The following is a 24,974-nucleotide window of genomic DNA, read 5'->3' as shown; positions in this document are numbered from 1 at the left end:
GTTGCCGCTGCTCCAAGCTGGGGTGGCAGGTGAGGTCCGGCGGAAGAAGGGCAAGCCAGCGCGGTGAGCGACGTATTCCCCGGCAACAGCGAGATGGCCGCGCGGATGCGCGAGTTCGACTGGTCGGCGTCCACCCTGGGGGCGCCCGCCGACTGGCCGGGCAGCCTGCGCACGGCCACCCGGATCTGCCTGACCTCGCGGTTCCCGATGATCCTGTGGTGGGGGCCGCAGCTGCGGTTCCTCTACAACGACGCGTACCTGCCGCTGCTGGGCTCCAAGCACCCGGCGCTGGGCAAGCCCGGCCGCGAGGTCTGGACGGAGATCTGGCACATCATCGGGCCGATGCTGGACGGCGTGCTGGCCACCGGCGAGGCGACCTGGTCGGACGACCTGCTGCTGCCGATGAACCGCCACGGGTACTGGGAGGAGACGTACTGGACGTACTCCTACAGCCCGCTGCACGACGACGCCGGGGCGGTGGCCGGCGTGTTCACGGCGGTCACCGACACCACCGACCGGGTCATCGCCAGCCGGCGCATGGCCGCGCTCCAGGATCTCGGCGCGCAGGCCGGGGCGACGACGATCGACGAGGCGGTCCGCCGCATCCAGGGCTGGGCCGACCGGCACGGCCCGGACGTCCCCTACGCGGCGGTGCACCTGGACGTGCCGTCCGACCGGCGCTGGCCCATCGCCAAGGTGATCGCGGACGGCGAGCCGGCGGTGGTGAAGGGCCTGTCCGGGCTGCCGGGCGGCGGCTGGGCGACGCCGCCGACCGAGGCGATGGTCGCGCCGCTGCGCAACCACGCCGGCGACGGGCCGCTCGGGGCGATGGTGCTCGCGGCCAGCGGCGGCCGGGCGCTGGACGAGGACTACCAGGCGTTCCTGCGGCTGGTGGCCGAGCAGGCGGCGGTGCTGATCAACGGCGCGACGGCCTACCAGGCCCAACAGCGCCGGGCCGAGGAGCTGGCCGAGCTGGACCGCAGCAAGACGGTCTTCTTCTCCAACATCAGCCACGAGTTCCGCACGCCGCTCACGCTGATCACGGGACCGCTGCGGGAGCTGCGCGACCAGGCCCCGCCCGCGGTCGACGAGCGGCTGTCCATGATCGAGCGCAACGCCATGCGGCTGGGCAAGCTGGTCAACGCCCTGTTGGACTTCTCCCGCATCGAGGCGGGCCGGGTGCGGGCCAACTACGAGCCGGTCGAGCTGCACTCGCTGACCGCCGAGCTGGCCAGCGTGTTCCGTGCCGCCGTCGAGAAGGCCGGCCTGACGCTCGACGTCGACTGCGTGCCGCTGGGCCGGCCGGTGCGCGTCGACCGCGACATGTGGGAGAAGGTGGTGCTCAACCTGCTGAGCAACGCCTTCAAGTTCACCCTGGACGGCACGATCTCGGTCACGCTGCGAGCCGAGGCTGAGCAGGCCGTGCTGCGCGTGCGCGACACCGGCGTGGGCATCCCGGCCGGCGAGATGTCCCGGCTGTTCGAGCGTTTCCACCGGATCGACCAGCCCCGCGCCCGATCGACCGAGGGCAGCGGCATCGGCCTGGCCCTCGTGCGGGAACTGGTGCGGCTGCACGACGGCGAGATCGAGGCCGTGAGCGCCGTCGACAAGGGAACGACCTTCACCGTGCGGATCCCGTTGGGAGACCGGGACCTGCCGGCGTCGCCGGCCGATCCCGTCGACCGCACGGCCTCGCCGTACGTCGAGGAGGCGCTGCGCTGGCTGCCCCCGGACGTGCCGTCCGGCGGCCCGTTCGACCAGGGGCCCGGCTACGTGCTGGTCGCCGACGACAACGCCGACATGCGCGACTACCTTGCCCGGCTGCTGGGCGAGCGGCACACCGTGCGCACCGTCGGCAACGGGGCCGCGGCCCTGGAGCTCATCCGGGCCGACCCACCCGACCTGCTGGTCTGCGACGTGATGATGCCCGGCCTTGACGGCCTCAGCCTGGTCCGCGAGCTGCGGTCGGGCCCGCGCACGGCCCGCCTGCCGGTGCTGCTGCTCTCGGCCCGGGCCGGCCAGGAGGCCGCCGCCGAGGGCCTGCGGGCCGGCGCCGACGACTACTTGGTCAAGCCGTTCGCCGCCGGTGAACTGCTGGCCCGGGTGAACACGCACGTCCGGCTGGGCCGGGTCCGGCGGCAGGGCGAGGAGCGGTTCCGCACCATGGCCGACGTGGCCCCGGCCCTGATCTGGGCCACGGACCGGGCCGGCCGGCGTGTGCTGGCCAACCGCGGTTGGGCGGAGTTCACCGGCCAGGACGGGCTGGCCGAGGACTGGCAGGCGGCGCTGCACCCCGACGACCGGGACCGCTACCTCGCCGCCTTCCGGCACGCGACCGAGGCCGGCGAGCCGTTCGACATCGAGTACCGGCTCAGACGGGACGACGGGGCGTACCACTGGATGCTGGAGCACGCGGTGCCGATCGGCCGCGGCGAGGAGTTCAGCGGGCACGTCGCCAGCTGTGTCGACGTCAACGAGCGCTATCGGGAGGGTGAGCGGCAGCGGCTGCTGGCGCAGGTAGGGACGGCGCTGGACGGGGAGACCGGGGTCCGGCAGCGGCTGGACCGGCTCGTCGCGGTGCTGGTCGAGGGCGGGCTCGCGGACGCATGCGCGGTCACCCGGGTCACCGACACCGGGCATCCGGTGACCATGGCCAAGGCCGGCGTCGACGTGCGGCCGACGCTGGTCAGCGAGGCCGAGATGGTGCTGCCGCTGCGGGCCCGGGGCGAGGTGCTGGCGACGCTGAGCATGCGCCGCTCCCCCGACGGTTCCCCGTACGAGCAACAGGATCTGGTGCTGGCCGGCCAGATCGCCGACCGGGCCGGCATCGCGCTGGACAACGCCCTGCTGCTGGCCGAGGAGCAGGCCGCCACCCGCCGGTTGACCCTGTTGCAGGAGGCCACCTCGGAGTTCTCCGCCGCGAGCACGCCGCAGCGGGTCGCGGAGGTCGCCGCGACCCACGGCCGGCGGCTGTTCGCGGAGCACGAGTTCGCCGTGTTCGAGCTGCGCGACACGCACCGGCTCGAACCGCTGGCGGTGCTCGGTCAACGACACGGGCTCGACCGCATCGACCTGCGCGAGCACTCCCCCGTCGCCGACGCCGTCGTCGGCCAGGCGCCGCTGTGGCTGGACCGGCTGGACGACCGGCGCGGCGACTACCCGGGGTTCATCGGCCGGGCGCTGACCGGCGGGTTCCGGTCGGGCGCGGTGATCCCGTTGGTGGCCAACGGAAAGTGCATCGGCGTGCTGGCATTCGGCAGCCGCCACGAGATCCCGTTGGCCGCCGGCGACAAGCGGGCCGCGCTGGCGTTGGCCGTGCAGTGCGGGCTGGCGTTGGACCGGGCCCGGCTGTACCAGGCCGAGCACGAGATCGCCGAGACGCTGCAACGCAGTCTGCTGCCGGCCCGGCTGCCACGGCTGGACCGGCTCGCGCTGGCCGCCCGCTACCTGGCCGGCGCGGCGTTCAGCCAGGCCGGCGGCGACTGGTACGACGTGCTGCCGCTGGACGAGGACCGGGTCGCCCTCATCGTCGGGGACGTCGTCGGCCAGGGCCCCCGGGCCGCCGCGGCGATGGGCCAGCTGCGCAGCACCCTCGCGGCGTACCTGCTGGAGGGCCATCCGCCGGCCAGCGCGCTGGCCCGGCTGGACGAGTTCGCCGCCCGCGTCCCGGACGCCCTGGCGTCCACAGTGGTCTGTGTGGTGGTCGACTGCGCCGCCGCGGAACTGCGCTGGGCCCGGGCCGGGCACCTGCCGCCGCTGGTGATCACCGACGGCCGCGGTGAGTTCCTGAGCGGTGCTCGCGGGCCGGTGCTGGGCCTCGGCGCCGGCATGGAGTTCACCGAGGGGCGGCGGTCGCTGTCGCCGCAGGCGGCCATCGTGCTCTACACCGACGGGCTGATCGAACGCCGGGACGCCGATCTCGACGCCGACCTGCAACGGCTGGCCGAGACCGCCACCGACCTGCCGCCCGAGCAGCTCGCCGTGTGGCTGGTGGACAACCTGCTCACCGAGGAGGGCCCCGGCGACGACGTCGCCCTCGTGGTCGCCCGCCTCGTGCCGGCCCCGTTGCGGCGGACCCTGCCGGCCCGCAGCGACCAGCTCGCCGTCGCCCGGCACGACGCCGCCGACTGGGCCGAACGGTCCGGCCTCTCGCCGGCGGTGGTCGACGACCTCATGCTCGTCCTCGGCGAGGCCACCTCGAACGCCGTCGAGCACGCCTATCGCGACCGCCCGGCCGGCGACTTCACCTACGAGCTGCGCTGCACCCCCGACGGCGGCGTCGCCGGCGTGGTCAGCGACGCCGGCCACTGGCGGCCCCCGCCGGCCGACAACGGCACCCGCGGCCGTGGGATCGCCATCATCGAGGCCGCGTCCACCCGTTCCGACGTGCGGGGCACCGAGGCCGGGACCCGGGTGGAGTTCGCGCTGCCGGCCACGGTTGCCGCCCCCGGGGCGCCTGGCTATGGTCACGGTCATGGCCAATGACTTCTCGGCCAGTGATGGAGATCTTCCGACGCCCGCTGACGCGACCCCGCCGGCCACGGCCGCGGTCGACACGCTGGGGCCGGTCTCCGTCGTGCACGTCAGCGGCGAGGTCGACATGACCAGCCGCGACGCCGTCGAGCGGGTGCTCACCCGCACCGTCGACGGCCGGCCCGAGGCCGTGGTCATCGACCTGTCCGAGGTGACCTTCTTCGGCTCCTCCGGCCTCCAGATGCTTGCCGAGGCCCGAGTCCACGCCGCGGCCGTCCACGTGCCGCTGTTCCTGGTCGCCACCACCCGCCGAGTGTTGCGGCCGCTGGAGATCACCGGCTTGACGATGGCGTTCACGGTCTACGCCACCGTCGCCGACGCCGTGTCCGCCGACCGGGGCTGACGGTCTCAACGCACGATGTGCACCGGGCAGGTCGCGTGGTGCAGCGCGGCCCGGCCGCCCGGTCCGGGGCGGGTCACCACCAGGTCGGTGGCGTCGGGCACGGTGGCCGCCGCGTCCCGGCGGACGACTTCCAGCACCGAACGGGTGAGCTTGGCGAACTGCCGCGCCCGGGCCACCAGCGGCTCGTCGTCGTCCGCGTCCAGCCAGGCGGTGACCTTGCGGAACTCGCCGTGCACGGCTTGCGGCCGGCCCCGCACCACAACCACATCGCAGGGGGCCGATTCGGCCAGCAGCAACGCGTGCCGGCCGACTCCCAGGTGGCATTTGTGCTGGCCACGGCAGCCGACCACCACCAGGCCGCTGGTCTTCGCGGCGGCCAGCAGCGCCGCCGCGGGATCGTCGCCGCTGCTGCGGACGCGGACCGGGAGCATCGGGTAGGACCGCAGCACCGAGCCGGTGCCGATGTCGGCCGGCAGGTCGGCCGGGATGTCCTCGAACCGCCGGTCGGCCTCGTAGACGTCCAGTTCCAGGCCGGCACGATGGGCGTAGCGCACCGCCCAGTCCAGGGCGGCGTGGCCCCAGTACGAACCGTCCGTGCCCACCGTCACCCGCCCGAGGCGAACCTTCGCCACCTGGCCGGGAATCATCAGCACGGATCGTCGCCGCTCGCTGCGTGCTACCACGTCCACCCCTGGGGTGTGAGACGGTCCGAAATGGACCGTTGCACCGCTGGATGCCCGCCGCCGCCCCGCTTTACACCCTTTGCCGCTCAGCGCCAGTCGCCCACCAGTGAGAACGACGCCCAGTGGTATGGATGGTCGAACGGCCGCACGGTGTAGTCGACGGCCCGGCCGGCCGCCGCGGCGAGCCGGCAGCGGGTCGCGAGGCCGCGCAGCTCCGCCGCATCGGACGAGCCGTCGGCCAGCCGGTCGTACTCCTCGGCCGCAGCAGCGAAGTCGAACGCCTTCACGCGCAGCGCGGCGACATCGAGCCGCCAATCGCGTTGCGCCCGCGGTCCGGAGGTCGTCCGGGCCACCTCCTGGCAGTGCGAGATCACCTCGGCGACCGTGACCGAGCGCAGCCGCGCCTGGCCGGCGCTCAGGGCCACCGCCGTCGGCCGGCCGTCGGCGACCGCCTGGTACAGCTCGCTCATCAGCAGCCCGGCGGCCACGTCCTCCACCGGCCAGCGGCTGACCAGCACCGAACGCGCGCCCGAGCGCAGCAGCGCGCGGGTGAACCCGATCAGCTCGTTGCCGGTGCGCAGCTGGGCGGCCCCGGTCTCGCAGCCGCTGAGCGTCACCAGCCGGGCCGACAGCCGCATCGACAGCACATCGGCGACGGTGAGCTCGCCGTCGGCCAGCAACACCCCGGACCGGAGCGGATCCTCGCTGTTGAACCGGGAGTGGCAGGCGATGTGCACGATGTCGTACTCGCCGCCGGTCAGCAGGGACCTGGTGTGCTCCCTGGTCACCTCGGCCCCGAGATGCGTTGTGGCGGCGGGAAAGGCCGCGCTGATCGCCAGCGCCTCGGCGCGGGCGTGCGGCAACGGCCGGTCCGTCCGGGAGTCCGCGAGCACGAGCAGCCGTGCCGCCCTGGTCACGGGGCCGGCGACGCAGTACCGCATGATCGTGGCGCTGGGCGTGCTGCACACCGGATTGCGTTCACACAGGGCCGTTCCGCCGACGGTGACCGCGGGCAGCGGGACGTCGTGCAGGTCGGCATCGGGCACCAGCCACACCACATCGCCGGGGTCGCAGTGGTCGGCGATCGGCGCGAGCAACGGCCGGTAGGGGGCGTCCCAGCCGGCCGGATCCACCGCCCGGGCGGCTTCGACCGTGCGGAAGCGGTTCGGGGCGGGCGCTCGCCGCACGGGCACGGCGATCGGCTCCGGGTAGTCCTGCCGGGCCAGCAGCACGAACACACCCGGCCCGTGGACCAGGAACTCGACGAGCAGCACCCGGCGTCCGGTCCGCTCCCCCAGTGAACCGAGTATCGCTCGAATCTCGTCGTAGCCGGCCGGATCGCCGCGACGCATGGCCACATAGGCCGCGCCGGCCGGGCCGGTCGCCGCGATGTCCCGCCACGCCCGGTTGAGCTCGTCCCTGGCCCACCAGGCATTGCTGTGCTGATGGGTGAACGGGACCCGATCCGGGGTCACGTCGGCGGCGGAGGCAACGGCCTCGCGCATGAGGTCCCGTTCCCGCTTGACCAACCCCTCAAGGCCTTGCGGCGCCGGCGCGTCCGCGCCGAGCAGCTCCAGCAGGACCCTCGACCGACTCCGCTCGATGATCTCCAACGCCCGGGCGATCGGCCGGTCCGGCATCCCGCGCACGGTCAGCAGCGGAAACACCGCCGCCTCGCAGGCGTAGGACAGGTCGGTCTCCATCCGCAGGTCGGCGGTCAGCGTCCGTAACCGGCGCTGCTCCAGCAGTTCCACGGCCAGCAACGCCTGCCGGTGCGCCTCCGGCCAGTTCGACCGCCGCTCCTCGATCTGGGCCGACAACAGGTGCGCCGTGGTCTGGTGGCCGAGGTGCCGCTGCTTGGTCGCGTTGCGCAGCAACTTCTTCACGGCCTTGGGCGCGGCCGGATCGGCGCGGCGCACCAGTTCCATGGCGCGTTCCAGATCCACGTCGAGCGGCGAGGCGAACCAGCTGGTCATGGCCGTCACCAGCCCCGGCGCCGCTGACGGCGGTGGAGCAGGTCGGATGCCATGCGGTCGGCCATCAGGCTCAGCATCCGGCCGAACTCGACGGACGCTTCGGGCCCGTACGGCGTGGCGAGGGGAAGGCTGACGGGAGACTCGGTGTGCAGGAACTGGGTGTGGCGCGGCCGCCACGGCAGCCGGCGGACGCGGGCGATCAGCCGCTCGGCCTGGTCGAGCTCGCCCAGGTTCAGACAGATCTGAGTGCATAACAGCATCGCGTGCACCCGGACGCCGACCGCGAGCTTCTCGTTGTCCAGCATCGGTTCGAGCTCGCGCAGCGCCTCGAAGCCCCGACCCAGCCGCATGCCACGCAGGTGCGCGCGATTGGCCGTGGCCAGCGCGGCGTAGTTGGGCATCCCGGCGGCGGTGAAGCTGTCGATCGCCGCCCGCCAGCTCACCAGCGCGATGTCGACCTGCTCGGTGCGATCGCTGACCTCGGCCTTCTGCATCATCGCCAGGCCGTGCAGCCGGTGGTAGTTCCGCTTCAGCCCGGCGAAGTCGCTTCGCCGGCTCGCGCCGCGCATCTCCAGCGTCACGCGGAACATGTCCAGCAGATGCTCCACGGCCCACAGCGTGGCCGCCTCCGGCGCCTGGCCGGTCGGGTTCGGGCTCGTCGTCCAGCGCACCTTCTCCATGCCCGCGGCCGGCGCCATGTGATCGGGCGCCTTGCCGATCGCCAGCAGCAGCTCGATCAGGGAGTAGTCCGCCGCCGGCCCGTAGAGCACCTGGTCGTAGAGCCACCCGCCCTCCAGCGATCCGGACATCGCGTTGACCGCCAACAGATGGCCGCCGTAGAGGGAGACCCGCATCACCCGTGGCGTGACCGCGGCGGCCTCGATCCTGATCCGCCAGTTGCCCGACCGCGTGGTCACGATCGCGACCGCCGTCTCGACCACCATCACGCACAACGCCGGCGCCGTCAGACGACTGTCGAGCTGGTGCAGCGTCGCGACCAGCGCCGGCACCCACCCCTCGAACAGCAGCGTCTTGCGCGCCACCGAGAGCGGCATGAGCAGAAACCGCATCGGCCCAGCGACCCGCAGCGCCGGCACGGAATTCAGGCCCAGCCACCCCACCAGGCACACCGCCGACAGAATCAGCGCGCCCGACAGCCCGGTCAGCCACGGCACACCGAGCCACCAGTCCGCGAGCCAACCGCCGACCGGGCCACCGAACAGAACAAGTCCGACGATCACGCCGAACGTCCGATTACGCCGCCAGATCCGGCGAACTGGACGTACCGCATGCCGCAGCCCCCGGTCCAGCACCGCCGTCCGCCCGGCCAGCAACACCAGCGCCGCCACCGTCACCACATCGGCGCCTCGGTGCACCACCACCGCCGTCACCAGCGGCGCGAACCCCGCCAGCACATAGGCGACCCGCCAGGCCCGATCGTTCCACTGCGGCGGATCGATGGGCGGCCACGAGTAGTTTCCCCTGAACCAGCCCACCAGCCCCCCACGACGTCGCCCGTCTGGATGGGCGCCGACTCTATCGGCTCGCCGCCCTGCGCGCCGCCCATTTGGGAACCCCGGTCACCCCGACATCGGCCGTATGTCCACTTCGGACTGTCGCCTTCGGGCCGCCCGGACGCACCTGATCAGCTCCTCCCCGTACGGCAGCGCGATCAACGCCCCGATCGCCGCGGCGACGCCGACGAGGTATCCGCTCGGCAAGGGATTCTTCTTCCACTGGAGCCGCCACGCGCCCTCGGCGCGCAGGAACTGCCGGACCTGCCTCCAGTGCAGGCAGGCGATCGCGGACGTGCCCATGAAGGGGAGCGACTCCAGGAAGCTGTGGATGTGCTGCTCGATCGGCCGGACCTCCCGCCCGCTGTCCACCGCGGTCTTGACGTCCCACAGCGCCGTCGCCTCGTGCGCCGCCACGGCGGCGGCCATCACGGCCAGCACCGCCGGGTTGATCTCGCACAGCAGCACGAGTGTCACGGGGATCCCGACCTCGGCCATCATCAGCAGGTGGATCGCTGATTCCTTCACCCCGGCGGTGTGCTGGATGTCGGTTCGGCGGTGCTGCCACCAGTCCAGCACCCCGGGGGCGAACCACGCCGGCAGCAGCACGTACAGCAGGTAGCGCAGGGTCGCGCTCTCGACATCGTTGACGTGCTCGGGCATCCGCATCGAGGACCGGCTCACCACGGCGCGGCGCAGGGCGTTCAAAGGTCGGCTCATCACGGCCACCGGTTACCCGGACAGGTTTGGCCCCACACCAGCGCGGTACCCGACAGGCATGGTGAGCATCGGATACTTCCTGTCCAGCGAGGAGTTCGGCCCCCGCGAACTGGTCCGCCAGGCCGGGCTCGCCGAGCGGGCCGGCTTCACCCGCCTGTGGATCTCGGACCACTACCATCCCTGGAACCACGAGCAGGGCAACAGCCCCTTCGTCTGGTCGGTCATCGGGGCCTTGTCGGAGCGGACGACGCTGCCCATCACCACCGCCGTCACCTGCCCGACCGTGCGGATCCATCCGGCGGTGCTGGCCCAGGCCGCGGCGACCGCGGCGGTGCAGTGCGAGGGCCGCTTCACGCTCGGCGTGGGCAGCGGCGAAGCCCTCAACGAGCACATCCTCGGCGACCCGTGGCCCAGCGCCGACGTGCGACTGTCCATGTTGGAGGAAGCGGTCGAGCTGATCCGGGCCCTGCACCGCGGCGGGCCGGTGACGTATCACGGCGAGCACTACACGGTCGAACAGGCGGAGATCTTCACCCGGCCGGCCGAGCCGGTGCCGATCTACGTCTCCGGCTTCGGCCCCAAGGCCGCCACCCTCGCCGGCCGCATCGGTGACGGTTTCGCCTGCGTGCAGCCGAATCCCGAGCTGATCGACGCGTTCCGCGAGTCCGGCGGCGGGAACCGGCCCGCCCAGGGCGGTTTCAAGGTGTGCTTCGCCCCGGACGAGCAGGAGGCGGTGCAGACCGCGCACCGGTTGTGGCCCAACGAGCAGCTGCCCGGCGAGCTGGCCCAGGTGCTGCCGACGCCGCGGCACTTCGAGCAGGCCAGCACCCTGGTGACCCCGGACATGGTCGCCGCGGCGGTGCCGTGCGGGCCCGATCCCGACCGCTACGTCGAGCAGCTGCGAACCTATCTCGACGCCGGCTACGACGAGGTCTACGTCCAGCAGATCGGGCCCGACCAGGACCAGTTCTTCGAGTTCTGGACCGAGCATGTGCTGCCGCGCGTCCCCGAGCTGGAGACCGTCTGAGCCGCGTGGAACAACGATTCGACCAACGCCCGCCGGGTACCCGGTTCCCGGCACGCGAAGCCCGAGCGAGGAGGCACCATGGCTGAGACCGTCGGCGACTACCTGCTGCACCGCTTGCGGGAATGGCAGGTGGAGCAGGTCTTCGCCTACCCGGGCGACGGCATCAACGGCATCGTCGCCGCGTTCGGCAAGGCCGACGACCAGCCCCGGTTCATCCAGGCCCGGCACGAGGAGATGGCCGCCTTCCAGGCCGTCGGCTACGCCAAGTTCAGCGGCAAGGTCGGCGTGTGCATGGCGACCTCCGGCCCCGGCGCGATCCACCTGCTCAACGGCCTCTACGACGCCAAACTCGACCACGTGCCGGTGGTCGCGATCGTCGGCCAGACCGCCCGCAGCGCGATGGGGGCCAGCTACCAGCAGGAAGTCGACCTCCAGTCCCTGTTCAAGGATGTGGCCAGCGCCTACCTGGTCGAGGTGAACGTCCCCGAGCAGCTGCCCAACGCCCTGGACCGGGCCATCCGCGTCGCCGAGGCCGAGCGGGCCCCGACGGCCCTGATCATTCCCAGCGACCTCCAGGAGCAGCCGTACTCGCCGCCGGGGCACGTGTTCAAGCAGTCGCCGTCCAGCCCGCCCAGCCATCCGCGCACGGTCACCGTGCCGGATCTCGCCGAGATCGAACGGGCCGCCGACGTGATCAACGCCGGCAGCCGGGTGGCGATCCTGGTCGGCCAGGGGGCGCGCGGCGCGGCCGACGAGGTGCGCAAGCTGGCCGAGCTGACCGGCGCGGGCGTGGCGAAGGCGTTGCTGGGCAAGGACGTACTGCCCGATGATCTGTCCTATGTGACCGGTTCGATCGGACTGCTGGGCACGCGCCCCAGCTACGAGCTGATGCGGGACTGCGACACGCTGCTGATCATCGGCTCGAACTTCCCGTACTCCCAGTTCCTGCCCGACTACGGCAAGGCCAGGGCGGTGCAGATCGACATCGACGGCAAGTTCATCGGCATGCGCTTCCCCACCGAGGTCAACCTGGTGGCCGACGCGAAGGCGACCCTGGCGGCGCTGCTGCCCAAGATCGAACGCAAGGACGACCGCTCGTGGCGGGAGACCGTGGAGCACAACGTGTCCCGCTGGTGGGAGACGATGGAGCGGGAGTCCATGGTGTCCGCCGATCCCATCAACCCGATGCGCATCACCTGGGAGCTGTCGGCCTACATCCCGGACAACGCCATCGTCACCGCCGACTCCGGCTCGGCCGCCAACTGGTACGCCCGCACCCTCAAGCTGCGCAGCGGCATGCGGGGCTCGCTGTCCGGCACGCTGGCGACCATGGGGCCTGGTGTCCCGTACGCCATCGGCGCCAAGTTCGCCCATCCCGACCGGCCGGTCATCGCCCTGGTCGGCGACGGCGCGATGCAGATGAACGGCCTGGCCGAGCTGATCACCCTGCGCCGCTACCACGAGCGCTGGGCCGATCCCCGCTGCGTGATCTGCGTGCTGCACAACAACGACCTCAACCAGGTCACCTGGGAGCTGCGGGCCATGGGCGGCGCGCCGAAGTTCGAGGAGTCCCAGGTCCTGCCGGACGTCGACTACGCCGGCATCGCCCGCTCCTTCGGCCTCGGCGGCCTCACCGTCACCGACCCCGACCGGATCGGCCCGGCCTGGGAGGAGGCCCTGGCCGCCGACCGGCCGGTGCTGCTCGACATCCACTGCGACCCCAACGTGCCGCCCATCCCGCCGCACGCCACCTTCGAACAGGTCAAGGCGGCCGCGGAGTCGGTGCTCAAGGGCGACCCGGACGCCTTCGCCCTGGTCACCGAGGGCATCAAGACCAAGCTCCAGGAGTTCGTGCCCGGCAGCCGCAAGTGACCGGCCTGGGAGGGATCATGCCTGAGGACGAAGCGTCCACCGGCCAGCTGCTGGCCCGGTTGAGCGAGCAACTGTCCACTTTGGTCCGTGACGAAGCCGCGCTGGCCGTGGTGGAGGTGAAGACCAAGGCCCGTGCCGCGGGGCTGGGAGCGGGGGTGCTGGCCGGGGCCGCGCTGTTCGGCTTTCTCGGGCTGTGCGTCTTCATCGCCTGCGCGGTGATCGCCCTGGCCCTGGTGTGGCCGGCCTGGCTGGCGGCCCTGGTCGTCGCCGCCGCGCTGACGGTCCTGGCCGGCGGGCTCGGCGCGTTCGCGATCGCCAAGCTGCGCAAGGGGATTCCGCCGGTGCCGGAGGACACCGTCGCCAACGTCAAGGACGACGCGGCGGCCATCCAGCAGGCGGTGACCCGATGACCGGGAAGCCGCAGGACCCCGCCGCCCTTCGCGCGGAGATCGAACACACCCGCGAGGACCTCGCCGACACGATAAACCGCTTGCAGGGCAAGGTGAACCGGGCGCACAAGGTGCCGATCGGCCTCGCCGTCGCCGGCGGGCTCGGCCTGCTACTGACCCTGATCCTGCTGCTGCGCCGGCGCTAGCTCGGCCCGGCGCACCGCCGCCAGCGCCTCGTCCACCGTGGTGTCGATGGCGAACAGCCGGTGCAGCTCGGTGATCTGGAGCGGCCGCAGGACCTGCCGCCGGGTCGCCACCAGTCGCAGCGTGGCGATCCGGCCGGACCAGCCCACGAGCAGGCTCAGGCCGCTGGAGCCGAGAAAGGCCAGGCCGTCCAGGTCGACCACGAGCGCATCGGCCCCGTCGGCCGCTTCGGCGAGTTCGAACTCCACCTGGTCCACGGTGGCCAGGTCGAGCTCGCCGTACAGGTGCACGACCGCGATCGCGCCGATCCGCTCCGTGCTGGCGGCCAGTGCCGCCGATGTCGATGAGGTGGTCATGAGCGCCGCTTCCGCTAGTGGGGGGCGCAGCCGCGAAGGACACAACAGTGCCACGCCGGCTGTAGGCTCAACCGCCTTCACCGTAGGCCAGCCGCCCCACCTGCGGCAACGGGCCTACCCAGAACGAATCGAGCTAAACCACACCTATGCGGCCGACAGCGGACTGGCCACGTCCTCCAGGGATTTCCGCGCCGCCTCGACTCCGATCGCCAGCTCGATGACGCCCCCGCCCATCATCACCGCCGCGCCGAGGTAGTAGCCGATCGCCACCATGGCGGTGCTGCCGGTGTCGACCAGCCCGCCGAACAACACCGGCCCGATGATGCCGCCCAGTCCCGTGCCGACCGAGTAGAACAGGGCGATCGCCATCGCCCGGATCTCCAGCGGGAAGATCTCCGACACGGTCAGGTAGGCCGCGCTCGCGCCGGCCGAGGCCAGGAAGAACACCGCGCTCCACGCGACGGTCAGCGCGACCGCCGACAACACCTGCTGCTGGAACAGCACCCCGGTCACGACCAGCAGCACACCGGAGCCGAGATAGCTGATGGCGATCATGGTCTTGCGGCCGACGGTGTCGAACAGCCGCCCCAGCGCCAGCGGCCCGGCCAGGCTGCCCACGGCCAGCGGGATGAGATAGCCGCCGGCCGTCGCCCCCGAGATGCCGAAGAACTTGCCCAGCACCAGGGCCTGGGTGAAGTAGACCGCGTTGTAGAGGAACGCCTGGCCGACGAACAGCCCCAGCCCGAGCAGGGTGCGCCGCGGATAGGTCTTCAGCAACGTCCGGCCGACGGCCCCGAAGCCGGTGCTGTCCCGCTGGTGGACCTCGATGGTGTCGTGCACGGGTTCGAGCTGCTCGCCGGTCTGCTCGGACACCTGGCGTTCGATGTCGGCGACCAGGTGGTCCGCCTCGTCCGCGCGGCCGTGCGTGAACAACCACCGCGGGCTCTCCGGCACGTTCCGCCGCACCAGCAGAATGCCGACGCCCAGCACCGCGCCGAGGCCGAAGGCCAGCCGCCAGCCCAGGTTCTCGGCGAACAGCGTCGGGTTCAGCAGCAGCAACGTCAGCGCCGCGCCGGCAGCCGCGCCCAGCCAGTAGGAGCCGTTGACGATCAGGTCGATGCGGCCGCGCAGCCGGGCCGGCACCAGCTCGTCGATCGCCGAGTTGATCGCCGCGTACTCGCCGCCGACGCCGGCGCCGGTCAGGAACCGCATCGCGAAGAACCACAGCGGGCTGAACGAGAACGCCGTCAACACCGTGGCCGCCAGGTACAGCGCCAGCGTGACGAGGAACAGCTTCTTGCGGCCCAGCCGGTCGGTCAGGTAGCCGAAGCCCAGCGAGCCCAGCACCGCGCCCGCCACGTAGCACGAGGCCGCCAGCCCGACCTGGGTCTCGGTCAGGTGCAGGCCGCTGGCCGGGTCGGTCAGCCGCTGCCCCAGCGCGCCGACGATCGTGACCTCCAGGCCGTCCAGGATCCACACGGTGCCCAGACCGATCAGGACGGTCCAGTGCCACCTCGACCACGGCAGCCGGTCCATCCGCGCCGGGACGTCGGTGGTGGTCATGATCGGTCGCCCAAGATTCGCATGTCGCCGGATACCCAGGCGCACAACGAATAATTCCCCCGGCGAGCGGGTAACCGAGCACCATGAGCTTCCACGGCATGATCCGGTGGGCGGCCGCGCTGGGCGCCGGCGCCGCGGCCGTGATCACCGTGCTCGCGGTGTGCGGGCTGATCGTGCCCGCGGCGATCGCCGTGGTGCAGATGCTCGCCCCCTGGTCGGCGATCCTGGTCGTGGCGGTCGTGGCGCCGCTCAAGCCCAGTGTGTAGCCGGGCTCAGGAGGCCTTGCGCGCGGCGCGTTTCACGGCGGACGCCAGCTCGTCGCGGTTCATCTTCGACCGGCCCTTGATGCCCAGCTCGCGGGCGGCTTCGTCCAGTTCGGACTTGGTCTGCCGGCGGGTGCTCTCCACGCTGCGGCGCAGGGCCTCGAGCAGGTCGGTCGTCGGCTCCGGCGGCTCGGCCTCGACGGTGATCTCGCGGCCCTTGCGCTTGTCCTCGATGAGCTTGCGCACCTTGCGGGTGTAGGTGTCACGGAAGTCGCGCGGCCGCCACGGCATGGTCATGGACTCGATGAGCTGCGTGGCCATCTTGAGCTCGTTGGCATGCGGCCGAGTGCCGGAGGGAAGCGTGTCCAGGGTCTCCCGCGGGTCGCGGATCTCGTCGGCGTAGTACAGCGTGTCCAGCGCGAGCACGCCGTCCTCGGCCCGCAGACCGGTGAGATACTGCTTGCCCCGCATGACAAAAGAGGCGATGCCGACCCGGTTGGCCTTGGCCAGCGCCGCGGCCAGCAGGGCGTAGGGTCGGCCGTACTCCTCCTTCGTCGGGGCCAGCCAGTAGGTCTTCTGGAAGTGGATCGGGTCGATCTCGGCCAGGTCCACGAACCCGGTGATCTCGATGGACTTCGACCGCCCGGGCGCGATGGCCGCCAGCTCGTCCGGCTCGACCAGCACGTACTCGCCGTCGCCGACCTGGTGGCCGCGCACGATGTCGTCGTAGGCCACCTCCTTGCCGGTCCGCTCGTTGACGCGCTGGTAGCGGATCCGGTCGGAGGTGCCGCGCTCGAACTGGTTGAAGTGCACGGTGTGGTCCTCGGTGGCGCTGAACAGGGCGACCGGGATCGTCACCAGCCCGAAGCTGATGGATCCGCTCCAGATCGACCGCGCCATCACGCACCGCCGCGCACGGTCACGCCTGTGCCTTGGCGAATTCGTCCACCAGCGCCTCGCAGAACGCTGGCAGGTCGTCAGGGTTGCGGCTGGTGACCAGACCGCCGTCGATGACGACCTCCTTGTCCACGGCCGTGCCGCCGGCGTTGCGGATGTCGGTGCGCAGGCTCGGGTAGGACGTCAGCGTGCGGCCGCGCACCACATCGGCCTCGACCAGCAGCCACGGGCCGTGGCAGATCGCCGCGACCGGCTTGCCGGCCTCGAAGAAGTCCTGCACCAGCGACACCGCCCGGCCGTTCTGGCGCAGCCGGTCCGGATTGGTGGTGCCGCCGGGCAGGATCAGCGCGTCGAAGTCGTCGACGGAGGCCGCGTCCACGACCAGGTCGACCGGGAAGGTGTCGGCCTTGTTCACGTCCGCGTTCATCGCCTGGATCTCGCCGTCCTCAAGGGACACGATCGTGGTCGTGCCGCCGGCCCGCTCCACCGCGGCCTTGGGCTCCTCCAGCTCCACCTGCTCGACGCCGTCGGTGGCCAGGATCGCGACCTTGCGGCCGCGCAACTGCTCGGACATCGCTGCCTCTCTCGGATTGCCGTACAGGTCCGGTTCCTCGTCGGCGAGCCGCTCGTCCAGGGTCTCCCCCTCGCTGTCGGCCCGCGCCCACCGCTCGGCCGGATCCATGCCTCGCTCCAGCGGATCCACGCCCAGCTCGTCCTCGTCGAGCTGCTCGCTGGTGGTCAGGTCCGGGTCGGGTGAGCTCGTCATGTCCGTCGGTTACCCCCGTCGCCGGCGGGCTATGCCAGCGCCCGCACGGTTTCCCGGCAGAGCTGGAGGTCCTCGCGGGGGCGGACTACGAAGACCGGCACGTCGGCGTCGGGCGGGCTGACCGGGCCGTCGTCGTCCCGGTTGCCGGCCAGGCCGCTGTGGATGCCCAGCACGCCGAGCCCGACGCAGACGGCCTCGCGGACCTCAGGCTGGTCCCAGCCGATCTCGCCGGTGAACACCAGGGCGTCGATGTGGTCGAAGTTCGTGGCCAGGGCGGCGAGTTCGCGACGGACCCGGTGGGCGAACACGGCCAGCGCGAAGGCCGCCTGGTCGTCCTCGGCGGCGACCAGCTCCCGCGTGTCGTCCGAGATGCCGCCCGACAGTCCCAGCAGGCCGGAGCGGGTGTAGAGCCCGTCGCGCACCTCGTCGACGGTCAGGCCCTGGTCGAGCAGCCAGAGCAGCAGGCCGGGGTCGACGCTGCCGGAGCGTTTGGTCATCGGGACGCCGTCCAGCGGGGTGAAGCCCATGGAGGTGTCGATGCTGCGGCCGTCCTGGATCGCGCACGCGGAGCAGCCTCCGCCCAGGTGAGCGGCGAGGATGTTGGGCCGCTGGACCTGGCTGGCCGCCCAGGCGTAGGACAGGCCGTGAAAGCCGTAGCGGCGCAGCCCGAATTTCTCCCGCCACTCGGCCGGCAGGGCGTAGGTGTGCGCGACCGACGGCAGATTCCGGTGGAAAGCGGTGTCCGGGCACACGACATGGGGCACGTTCGGCAGCCGCTCCCGGAGCTTGGCCAGCAGCCGCACCGTGACGGGAACGTGCAGCGGGGCCAGCGAACTCGCCGCCTCAACGGCTTTCACCACATCATCGTCCACAATGGTCGGTTTGGTCACCTGAGAACCGCCGTGCACCAAGCGATGCCCGACCGCCGCGAGGTCGCGGTCGAGCAGGTCGTCCAGCCCGGCTTCGTCGGTTGCCCGGGCCAGGACCTCCTCGGACTCGGCGTCCACCAGCACGGCCTGGAGGCTGTTCGACCCGGGATTGACGGTCAGCACGGCGGTCATCACGTCACCTCCGGCGGGTCGACGCCGTCGTGGTAGGCCCGCGCCCGCAGCTCGTCCCGCCGGGCGATCATGGCGTCGCCGTCGCGGCCGACCCGGCGCAGCGCGTCGGCGGCCAGGTCGAAGCGGCTCATCTCGTTGCGCACCAACAGGTCGAACGGAGTCGTGGTGGTGCCCTCCTCACGGTAGCCGTGCACGTGGAACCGTTCGGTGTCGGGCCGGCCGTGCAGGGTGACATGCACCGCCGACGGATAGCCGTGGAAGGCGAACACCACCGGCACGTCCTCGCCGAAGCAGCAGGCGAAGTAGCTGGCCGACAGCCCGTGCGGATGCCGCGTGTCGGGGGCCAGCGACAGCAGATCCACGACGTTGGTCAGCCGCACCCGCAGATCCGGCGCGTGCTCCGCCAGCAATCGGGCGGCGGCCACGGTCTCCACCGTCGGCACGCCGCCGGCGCAGGCCAGCACCACGTCCGGTTGCCCGACGTCCTCCCAGACGCCCGCGCCGGCGTCGAAATGCCGTTGCGCGGCGTCGAGGTCCAGCCACTGCGGCCCGGCATTCTTGCTGGCCACCACCAGGTTGATCCGCCCGGTCGAGGCCAGGCAGTGCCGCAGGGCCACCAGCAGCGTGTTCGCGTCCGGCGGCAGGTACACCCGGGCCACGGACTGCTTCTTGGTCAGCAGGTTGTTGAGGAAACCCGGGCCCTGGTGGCTGTAGCCGTTGTGCTCCTGCCGCCAGCCCTCGCTGGTCAGCAGGTAGTTCAGGCTGGCAACCGGCGCCCGCCACGCCACCTCCGAGGACATCTTGAGGAACTTGGCGTGCTGGTTGACCATGCTGTCCACAATGGACGCGAAGGCCTCGTAGCACGGGAACAGGCCGTGCCGTCCGGTCAGCAGGTAGCCCTGGAGCACGCCCTGGCACAGGTGTTCGGACAGCACCTCCAGGACGCGGCCGTCCGGGGCCAGATGCTCGGTGTAGCCGTCCACTTTGCGGGTGAAGGCCCGGCCGGTGACCGTGAGCACCTCGTCGAGCTTGTTGGACGCCAGCTCGTCCGGGCAGACGATCCGGAAGTCCCGCGTGGCCTCGGTGTCGGCCATCAGCCGGGTCAGCCACGCTCCCGCGGTGGCGGTCGGGCTGGCCGGCTCGTCCGTCGGCGCCGCGTACGGGGCCAGGTCCGGCAGCGGCAGGTCCCGGCGCAGCTGGCCGCCGTTGGCCTGCGGCACCCGGCCCAGCCGCAGCTCGGGGGGCGGCAGCTCGTCGAGCAGGTCCGGCAGCGGCTCCCCGTCGTCGGTGAACAGCTCCTCCGGGCGGTAGGACCGCAGCCAGCGCTCGATCAGCGGCAGCTGCTCGGCCTCCAGCGGCACCTGGTGGGCGTTGAACGTGCCGGCCAGGGGCTTGCCGTCGAGGTCGTGCGCGGGCACACCCCAGCCCTTGGGGCTGCGCAACAGGATCAGCGGCCAGCGCTCGCGGGTGGTGTGGGCCAGCGCCAGCGCCGCGTCCAGCACCGCGTCGGGGTGGGCCGTCGTCGTCACGTCGATCACCTGCGGCGACCAGCCGATCCCCCGGAAATACGTGATCAGGTCCTGGTCGTCCAGAGTGGACAGCACGGTCGGCGAGGAGATCTTGTAGCCGTTGAGGTGCAGGATCGGCAGCACCGTGCCGTTGCCGGGATCGTCGAAGAACGTCCTGGCCTGCCAGGCGGCCGCGGTCGGGCCGGTCTCCGCCTCGCCGTCGCCGACGACGCAGGCGGCCAGCAGGCCGGGATCGTCGGCAACCGCGCCGAACGCGGTGGCCAGCGCGTAGCCGAGTTCGCCGCCCTCGTGGATCACGCCAGGGACCTCGGGCGACAGGTGGCTCGGGAACCCGCCGGGCCAGGAGAACCGGCGCACCAGCGAGGCCAGGCCGGCGGCGTCCCGGCTCAGCGCCGGGTCGACGGCGGCGTGGGTGCCCTCCAGCCACAGGTTGGCGTGGATCGCCGGCGCGCCGTGCCCCGGCCCGGTGACCAGCAGCGTCCGCTGGCCGGTGTCCCGGACCAGGCGGTTCAGTCCTCTGTAGACGTACGTGATGCCCGGGCAGGTGCCCCAGTGGCCGAGCAGCCGGGGCTTGAGGTGCTCGGGTCGCAGCGGTTCGTGGAGCAGCACGTTGTCCCGCAGGTAGATCATCGCCGCCGCGAGGTAGTCGGCCGCGCGCCGGTATCGCCGGGCGGTCACGACTGGCCGCGGTAGTTCTCCGGCGCCACGCCGGGCATGTCGCCGAGAACCGGGTCGGTCTCCGCCGGCTGGTCCGGCATCGGCCGAACCGGCGGCGGCGTCATGCCGACCTCGCCGCGCCAGCCCCCGGTCTCGCGGCCCCGCCGCTCGATGAACTCCTTGAACCGCTTGAGGTCGCCGGCGATGCGGTTGTCCACCAGGCCCAGGGCCGTGCCGGCCTTCTCGGTGAAGGTGCCGGCCTCGTACTGCATGGCCAGCGCGACCCGGGTGACGGCCTGGTCGATCGGCTGGAAGGTGACCACACCGCCGTGCGGCGGCCCGCCGGTGGTGTTCCAGGCCACCAGCTCGTCCGGGTGCTGGGCGATGATCTGGGCGTCGAACTCCCTTGTCACGCCGCCGATGCTCGTCACCCAGTGGGTCTTCGTGTCGTCGACCTGGACGACCCGGTCCACGCCCTCCATGAACTCAGGGAAGGACTCGAACTGGGTCCACTGGTTGTACGCGGTGCGCACCGGCACGTTGACGTCGACGAATTTCTCGATCGTGGTCATGCCTGGTCGAGTACCCGCGTCTCCCCCGCTCAACCGGGTTTCGACCGGCCTCGCCGTGGGCATCCGCCGGCATGGCAAGAGCCGTCGAGTCTGCCGTGTGGTGGGTGGTGCTGGTCGGCGTCTGGCTGACCACGCTCAACGCGGTCAACTGGCAGGACCTGCTGGTCGCGGCGGTGGCGGCGGTGCCGTGCGCGCTGCTGGCGACCCTCGTGCGCGCCACCTATCGCGGACGGTGGCGGCCGGCCAGCGCCCGGGCGTTGCCGGCCGAAGTCGCCAGGGGCTGCGTTGCGCTGTTCCGTCGGCGCACGACCTTGCGGCACGAGAAGGTCCGGCCGCTCCAGAAAGCGGTCAGGACGGTCATCATATCGGCCTCCCCCGGCACCGTCGTGCTCGACGACGAGGGTGATTCGCTGCTGGTGCACGCCTTGGGGGACGAGTGAACGGCTGGGAGATCGCCGCGTTGGCGCTGCTGGTCGGCGGCCTGGCGCCGGCGCTGCTGCTGGTGGCCCGGGGCGGGGCGGTGGATCGGCTGGTCGGGATGGCGCTGGCGTCGTCGGTCGGCACGCTCACACTGCTGGTGGCGATCCAGGGGGACGGCCAGTCCAGCTACCTGATCGTGCCGCTGACCCTGGTGTTGCTCTCGTTCGCCGGCACCCTGGTCTACACCCGATTGCTGAGGCCCAAACCGTGATCGCCTGGGCGTTGTTGGCCGCGGGCAGTCTGGTCATCGTCACGTCGGCCCTGGGTGCAGTGCTGGCCAAGGACTTCTACCGCAAGCTGCACTGGCTGACGCCGGTGACCACCATCGGCGGCCCGCTGATCGGCCTCGCGCTGGCCGTCACGAACGGCTGGAGCCTGACCACCGCGATCGTGCTGCTGACGGTCGCGCTGCTGGCCGTCACCGCGCCGGTGCTGACGGCGGCGGTCGGACGGGTCGGCGCGCAACGGGACGGGATCGTGGGTGAGGAATGAGCCCCTTGCTGGTGGTGGCGTTCCTGCTGGTGGCGGCGGGCGGGGCGGTCGTGGTGTGGACGCGGGAGCCGTCCCGGCAGGCGGTCGTGCTCTCCGTCTACGGGGTGCTGCTGACGGTGCTGTTCGTCCTGGTGCAGGCCCCGGATGTGGCCCTGTCGCAGGTGGCGGTGGGCACGGCCATCGTGCCGCTGATGGTGTTGCTGGCCGTGCGCAAGGTCCGGGGCGGCAAGCAGTGAGCCGGCGGGCGCGGTGGATCGTGTTCTGGCTCGGCGCCGGCGGGGTCGCGGTGTTGTTCGCGTTGGCGGTGCTGCGGATGCCGGAGTTCGGCGGGCTGCTGCACCCGTACCGCGACCTGTCCGTGCCGGCGGCGATCGCCCGGTCCGCGCCGAATGTCGTGTCGGCGTTGAACTTCGACCAGCGCGGCCTGGACACGCTTGGCGAGGAAACCATCCTGCTGGGCTCGGTGGTCGGGGCCGCGTCGCTGCTGCGCACCTCACCGGATGAGGGGGAACGGTTGGCGGACAACGAAGGCCGGGTCCTGGAGGCCACCCGCCTGCTGGGTTACGTGCTGCTGCCGGTGACTCTGGTCCTCGGCGTCGACATCGTCACCCACGGCCATTTGACGCCCGGCGGCGGCTTCCAGGGCGGTGTGGTGCTGGCCACCGGCGTGCATCTGCTGTACGTGGCCGGCAGTTACCGCATGCTCCGGCGGTTGCGGCCGCTGTCCTGGTACAAGCTGGCCGAGGCACTGGCCGCCGGAGCGTTCGTGGTGCTGGGAATCACCGGCCTGCTGCTGGCGGGTTCCTTCCTCGCCAACGTGTTGCCGTACGGCGCTCTCGGCGACCTGTTCTCGTCGGGCACGGTGTTCGTGCTGAACGTGGCGGTTGGGGCCGAGGTCGCCTCCGGCATGGTCGTGCTCCTGGCCCAGTTCCTGGCCCAGGCCCTGTCCGTGCGGGAGGTCCGGTGACGCTCCTCCCCTACCTGGTCGCCGGGTGGCTGCTGCTCATCGGCTGCTTCGGCGTGGTGCGCAGCCGCGACCTCGTGCACACGGTCGTGTGCGTCGCGGTGGCCCAGTCCGGAACCTACGTCTTGTTGCTCAGCATCGGTTTCCAGCAGGGGGCGTCGGCCCCGGTGCAGGGCGCGCCGGGCCCGGTAGTCGATCCGGTGGTGCAGGCGTTGACGCTGACCGACATCGTCGTGTCAGCCACGGTGACCGCGTTGCTGCTGGCGCTGGTGATCCAGATCGCCAAGCGGCAGGGCACCGTCGATCCCGACCAGCTCGACGAGTTGCGAGGATGACCGTGGACCCGAGTTGGCTGCCGCCGCTGGGCATCGCCATCCCGTTGGCCGGCGCGTGCGTGGTGCTCGCGCTGGCGAAGTTCGTGCCCCGCATCGTGATCGACGTCCTGGCCATGGTCACGGCCGTGACGGCGGTGGCGGCGATGGCCGCGCTGCTGGCCGCGACCTCGTCGGGCCGGGTGGTGGCCTGGGCCGGCGGCTGGTCCCCGCAGCTCGGCATCGTGCTGGCCGCCGATCCCATCGGGGCCGGATTCGCCTTGCTGGCCTGCGTGTTGACGGCGTGCGCGCTGGGTTACACCTGGCGGTACTTCGAGGACGCCGAAGCCCATCTGCACGTGCTGGTGCTGCTGTTCCTGGCCGGCATGGTCGGTTTCTCGCTGACCGCCGACCTGTTCGACCTGTTCGTGTTCCTGGAGCTGATGAGCGTCACGGCGTACGCGCTGACCGGGCACAAGATCGAGGAGCCGCGGTCGGTGCAGGGCGGCTTCACCTTCGGCGTCGTGGCCTCGCTCGGCGCGTACTTCTCGTTGGCCGGCATCGGGTTGCTGTACGCGCGCACCGGCAAGCTCGGCATGCCCCAGATCGGGGCCGCGCTCGACGGGCACGGCCTGGACCCGCTGGTGGTCGCGGCGTTGGTGTTGGTGCTGACCGGTTTGCTGGTGAAGGCGGCGGTCGTGCCGTTCCACTTCTGGCTCGCCGACGCCCACGCGGTCGCGCCCACGCCGGTCTGCGTGCTGTTCTCCGGTGTGATGGCCCCGCTCGGCCTCTACGGCGTGCTTCGCGTGTCCACCACCGTGTTCGGCGGTGTCCTGCCGGCCGAGTCGTTGCACCGCACGCTGTTGCTGCTCGGCATCGTGACCGCGGTGCTGGGGGCGGTGCTGTGTCTGATGCAACGGCATCTCAAGCGGATGCTGGCCTACTCCACCATCGCCCACCTCGGGTTGTTCCTGGTCGGCCTGGCCACGCTGACCGCCGGCGGCGTCGCCGGGGCAGTGATCTACGTGTTCGGCCATGCCGGCGTAAAGGGAGCCTTGTTCCTACTGGTCGGTGTGTTGTTGGCCCGTAAGGGAAACGTCGACGAGTTCGCCCTGCACTGCCAGGGCCGCGACGAGCGGCTGACGAAGTGGCTGCTGCCGCTGGGCGCCTTGGCGCTGGCCGGGCTACCGCCGTTCGGCACCGGGCTCGGCAAGGCCCTCACCGAGGAATCGACCGACAGCATCGCCCTGACCGCGCTGTTCGTGCTGGTCTCGGCGGCCACCGGCGGCGCGGTGCTGCGAGCCTCGCTTCGAATCCACTTCGGACTCGGGCCGCAGCCCTCGGACACCGACCGGGACACCACCCGGGGCGAGGACGAGGAGCCGGAGGGCCGCTTCCCCAGCCGGCTGCCGGCCACCATGGTCGGAGCGATCATCGTGCTGCTGTCGGGCGGCCTGCTGATCGGTGTCGTGCCGACCGAGGCGCTTGTCATTGGGGCCAACCAGTTCCTCGACCGGTCGGGCCTGCTGGCCCAGGTCCTGCACGGGGCGATCGCGACCCCGCTCGACGTCACCGCGACCGACGGGTGGACCTGGTCGGGCGCGGCCCTCGGCCTGCTCAGCGCCGCCCTGGCCGTGGCCATCGGGTTCGTCGGTGTCCACTTCGGACTCGGCCGGCTGCGCGACATGCTCAAGGCTCCGCTGCATGTGATGCACCGCCTGCACTCCGGCCATGTCGGCGACTACGTGGCCTGGCTCCTGCTGGGCATGGCCGCCGTCGGCGCGTTGTTCGTGCTCACCTGA

At 71.7% G+C, this 24,974-nt stretch carries 25 protein-coding genes; 14 read left to right on the top strand and 11 right to left on the bottom strand.

Features of this window, described 5'->3' with window-relative positions:
• Positions 1 to 63: 63 nt before the first annotated feature.
• Together ACIG5F_RS19670 and ACIG5F_RS19665 are read left to right on the top strand one after the other, a co-directional pair.
• Positions 64 to 4,485, top strand: a complete 4,422-nt coding sequence (locus ACIG5F_RS19670; RefSeq protein ID WP_396519288.1) for a SpoIIE family protein phosphatase — start codon at positions 64 to 66, stop codon at positions 4,483 to 4,485.
• A complete protein-coding gene (locus ACIG5F_RS19665; protein WP_396519286.1) occupies positions 4,475 to 4,876 on the top strand; it encodes an STAS domain-containing protein in 402 nt (133 codons plus the stop codon). The genes ACIG5F_RS19670 and ACIG5F_RS19665 overlap by 11 nt, the downstream gene beginning before the upstream one ends.
• 5 nt (positions 4,877 to 4,881) lie before the next feature.
• On the opposite strand, the gene ACIG5F_RS19660 is transcribed toward ACIG5F_RS19665, so the two are convergent.
• The 4 genes from ACIG5F_RS19660 to ACIG5F_RS19645 form a co-directional block, all read right to left on the bottom strand.
• A complete protein-coding gene (locus tag ACIG5F_RS19660) occupies positions 4,882 to 5,559 on the bottom strand; it encodes a universal stress protein (protein WP_396519284.1) in 678 nt (225 codons plus the stop codon).
• A gap of 86 nt (positions 5,560 to 5,645) precedes the next feature.
• Entirely contained in the window at positions 5,646 to 7,535 is a 1,890-nt protein-coding gene (locus tag ACIG5F_RS19655) for a CHAT domain-containing protein (RefSeq protein WP_396519282.1), read from the bottom strand.
• A 5-nt stretch (positions 7,536 to 7,540) separates the two neighbouring features.
• Positions 7,541 to 9,031: a hypothetical protein gene (locus ACIG5F_RS19650; protein ID WP_396519280.1), complete on the bottom strand. Its 1,491-nt coding sequence runs from the start codon at positions 9,029 to 9,031 to the stop codon at positions 7,541 to 7,543.
• 84 nt (positions 9,032 to 9,115) lie between these two features.
• The gene (locus ACIG5F_RS19645; protein WP_396519278.1) at positions 9,116 to 9,769 is read right to left on the bottom strand and encodes a diguanylate cyclase/phosphodiesterase; all 654 of its coding nucleotides are present in this window, start codon (positions 9,767 to 9,769) and stop codon (positions 9,116 to 9,118) included.
• 58 nt (positions 9,770 to 9,827) lie between these two features.
• On the opposite strand from ACIG5F_RS19645, the gene ACIG5F_RS19640 reads away from it, so the two are divergent.
• From ACIG5F_RS19640 to ACIG5F_RS19625, 4 genes are all read left to right on the top strand, one after another.
• Positions 9,828 to 10,796 (top strand): TIGR03557 family F420-dependent LLM class oxidoreductase, encoded by a 969-nt coding sequence (locus tag ACIG5F_RS19640; protein ID WP_396519277.1) that lies wholly within the window; start codon positions 9,828 to 9,830, stop codon positions 10,794 to 10,796.
• A 78-nt stretch (positions 10,797 to 10,874) separates the two neighbouring features.
• On the top strand, positions 10,875 to 12,668 hold the full coding sequence (locus tag ACIG5F_RS19635; protein WP_396519275.1) for a thiamine pyrophosphate-requiring protein: 1,794 nt from the start codon (positions 10,875 to 10,877) through the stop codon (positions 12,666 to 12,668).
• 17 nt (positions 12,669 to 12,685) lie between these two features.
• Positions 12,686 to 13,078: a phage holin family protein gene (locus ACIG5F_RS19630; RefSeq protein ID WP_396519273.1), complete on the top strand. Its 393-nt coding sequence runs from the start codon at positions 12,686 to 12,688 to the stop codon at positions 13,076 to 13,078.
• Positions 13,075 to 13,263, top strand: a complete 189-nt coding sequence (locus ACIG5F_RS19625) for a DUF3618 domain-containing protein (protein WP_396519271.1) — start codon at positions 13,075 to 13,077, stop codon at positions 13,261 to 13,263. The genes ACIG5F_RS19630 and ACIG5F_RS19625 overlap by 4 nt, the downstream gene beginning before the upstream one ends.
• Here the strand turns inward: ACIG5F_RS19625 and ACIG5F_RS19620 are convergent.
• Both ACIG5F_RS19620 and ACIG5F_RS19615 read right to left on the bottom strand, forming a co-directional pair.
• Positions 13,228 to 13,617 carry an anti-sigma factor antagonist gene (locus ACIG5F_RS19620; RefSeq protein WP_396519269.1) on the bottom strand — a complete coding sequence of 130 codons (390 nt, stop codon included), beginning with the start codon at positions 13,615 to 13,617 and terminating at the stop codon, positions 13,228 to 13,230. The two genes, ACIG5F_RS19625 and ACIG5F_RS19620, sit on opposite strands and share 36 nt — an antisense overlap.
• Before the next feature lie 144 nt (positions 13,618 to 13,761).
• Entirely contained in the window at positions 13,762 to 15,180 is a 1,419-nt protein-coding gene (locus ACIG5F_RS19615; protein ID WP_396519267.1) for an MFS transporter, read from the bottom strand.
• 98 nt (positions 15,181 to 15,278) lie between these two features.
• On the opposite strand from ACIG5F_RS19615, the gene ACIG5F_RS19610 reads away from it, so the two are divergent.
• The gene (locus ACIG5F_RS19610; protein ID WP_396519265.1) at positions 15,279 to 15,446 is read left to right on the top strand and encodes a hypothetical protein; all 168 of its coding nucleotides are present in this window, start codon (positions 15,279 to 15,281) and stop codon (positions 15,444 to 15,446) included.
• A 6-nt stretch (positions 15,447 to 15,452) separates the two neighbouring features.
• Here the strand turns inward: ACIG5F_RS19610 and ACIG5F_RS19605 are convergent, their stop codons facing one another.
• The 5 genes from ACIG5F_RS19605 to ACIG5F_RS19585 all read right to left on the bottom strand — a co-directional run bounded on the left by ACIG5F_RS19605 (position 15,453) and on the right by ACIG5F_RS19585 (position 20,925).
• The gene (locus tag ACIG5F_RS19605) at positions 15,453 to 16,343 is read right to left on the bottom strand and encodes a Ku protein (protein WP_396519263.1); all 891 of its coding nucleotides are present in this window, start codon (positions 16,341 to 16,343) and stop codon (positions 15,453 to 15,455) included.
• A gap of 19 nt (positions 16,344 to 16,362) precedes the next feature.
• Complete coding sequence (locus ACIG5F_RS19600; RefSeq protein WP_396519596.1) at positions 16,363 to 16,914, bottom strand: type 1 glutamine amidotransferase domain-containing protein; 552 nt, start codon at positions 16,912 to 16,914, stop codon at positions 16,363 to 16,365.
• Between the two features lie 221 nt (positions 16,915 to 17,135).
• Positions 17,136 to 18,167 carry an acetate/propionate family kinase gene (locus tag ACIG5F_RS19595; protein ID WP_396519261.1) on the bottom strand — a complete coding sequence of 344 codons (1,032 nt, stop codon included), beginning with the start codon at positions 18,165 to 18,167 and terminating at the stop codon, positions 17,136 to 17,138.
• On the bottom strand, positions 18,167 to 20,374 hold the full coding sequence (locus tag ACIG5F_RS19590) for a phosphoketolase family protein (RefSeq protein ID WP_396519259.1): 2,208 nt from the start codon (positions 20,372 to 20,374) through the stop codon (positions 18,167 to 18,169). The genes ACIG5F_RS19595 and ACIG5F_RS19590 overlap by 1 nt, the downstream gene beginning before the upstream one ends.
• A complete protein-coding gene (locus ACIG5F_RS19585) occupies positions 20,371 to 20,925 on the bottom strand; it encodes an SRPBCC family protein (RefSeq protein ID WP_396519257.1) in 555 nt (184 codons plus the stop codon). Before ACIG5F_RS19585 ends, ACIG5F_RS19590 begins: the two co-directional genes overlap by 4 nt.
• Before the next feature lie 71 nt (positions 20,926 to 20,996).
• On the opposite strand from ACIG5F_RS19585, the gene ACIG5F_RS19580 reads away from it, so the two are divergent.
• Genes ACIG5F_RS19580 through ACIG5F_RS19550 form a run of 7 tightly spaced genes read left to right on the top strand, consistent with a single transcriptional unit; the run spans position 20,997 to position 24,974 of the window.
• Positions 20,997 to 21,365, top strand: a complete 369-nt coding sequence (locus tag ACIG5F_RS19580; RefSeq protein WP_396519255.1) for a hypothetical protein — start codon at positions 20,997 to 20,999, stop codon at positions 21,363 to 21,365.
• On the top strand, positions 21,362 to 21,616 hold the full coding sequence (locus ACIG5F_RS19575) for a monovalent cation/H+ antiporter complex subunit F (protein ID WP_396519253.1): 255 nt from the start codon (positions 21,362 to 21,364) through the stop codon (positions 21,614 to 21,616). The genes ACIG5F_RS19580 and ACIG5F_RS19575 overlap by 4 nt, the downstream gene beginning before the upstream one ends.
• Positions 21,613 to 21,897 (top strand): cation:proton antiporter, encoded by a 285-nt coding sequence (locus tag ACIG5F_RS19570; protein WP_396519251.1) that lies wholly within the window; start codon positions 21,613 to 21,615, stop codon positions 21,895 to 21,897. Before ACIG5F_RS19575 ends, ACIG5F_RS19570 begins: the two co-directional genes overlap by 4 nt.
• Complete coding sequence (locus tag ACIG5F_RS19565; RefSeq protein ID WP_396519249.1) at positions 21,894 to 22,133, top strand: Na(+)/H(+) antiporter subunit B; 240 nt, start codon at positions 21,894 to 21,896, stop codon at positions 22,131 to 22,133. Before ACIG5F_RS19570 ends, ACIG5F_RS19565 begins: the two co-directional genes overlap by 4 nt.
• Entirely contained in the window at positions 22,130 to 22,864 is a 735-nt protein-coding gene (locus tag ACIG5F_RS19560; protein WP_396519247.1) for an MnhB domain-containing protein, read from the top strand. The genes ACIG5F_RS19565 and ACIG5F_RS19560 overlap by 4 nt, the downstream gene beginning before the upstream one ends.
• The gene (locus ACIG5F_RS19555; protein WP_396519245.1) at positions 22,861 to 23,196 is read left to right on the top strand and encodes a sodium:proton antiporter; all 336 of its coding nucleotides are present in this window, start codon (positions 22,861 to 22,863) and stop codon (positions 23,194 to 23,196) included. Before ACIG5F_RS19560 ends, ACIG5F_RS19555 begins: the two co-directional genes overlap by 4 nt.
• Entirely contained in the window at positions 23,193 to 24,974 is a 1,782-nt protein-coding gene (locus tag ACIG5F_RS19550; RefSeq protein WP_396519243.1) for a complex I subunit 5 family protein, read from the top strand. Before ACIG5F_RS19555 ends, ACIG5F_RS19550 begins: the two co-directional genes overlap by 4 nt.

The sequence above is a fragment of the Kutzneria sp. NPDC052558 genome (genome assembly GCF_044547355.1).
Lineage (GTDB): Bacteria > Actinomycetota > Actinomycetes > Mycobacteriales > Pseudonocardiaceae > Kutzneria.
Note: the sequence above shows the minus strand (reverse complement) of the source record. Positions and strands in the feature narration are given on the sequence as shown.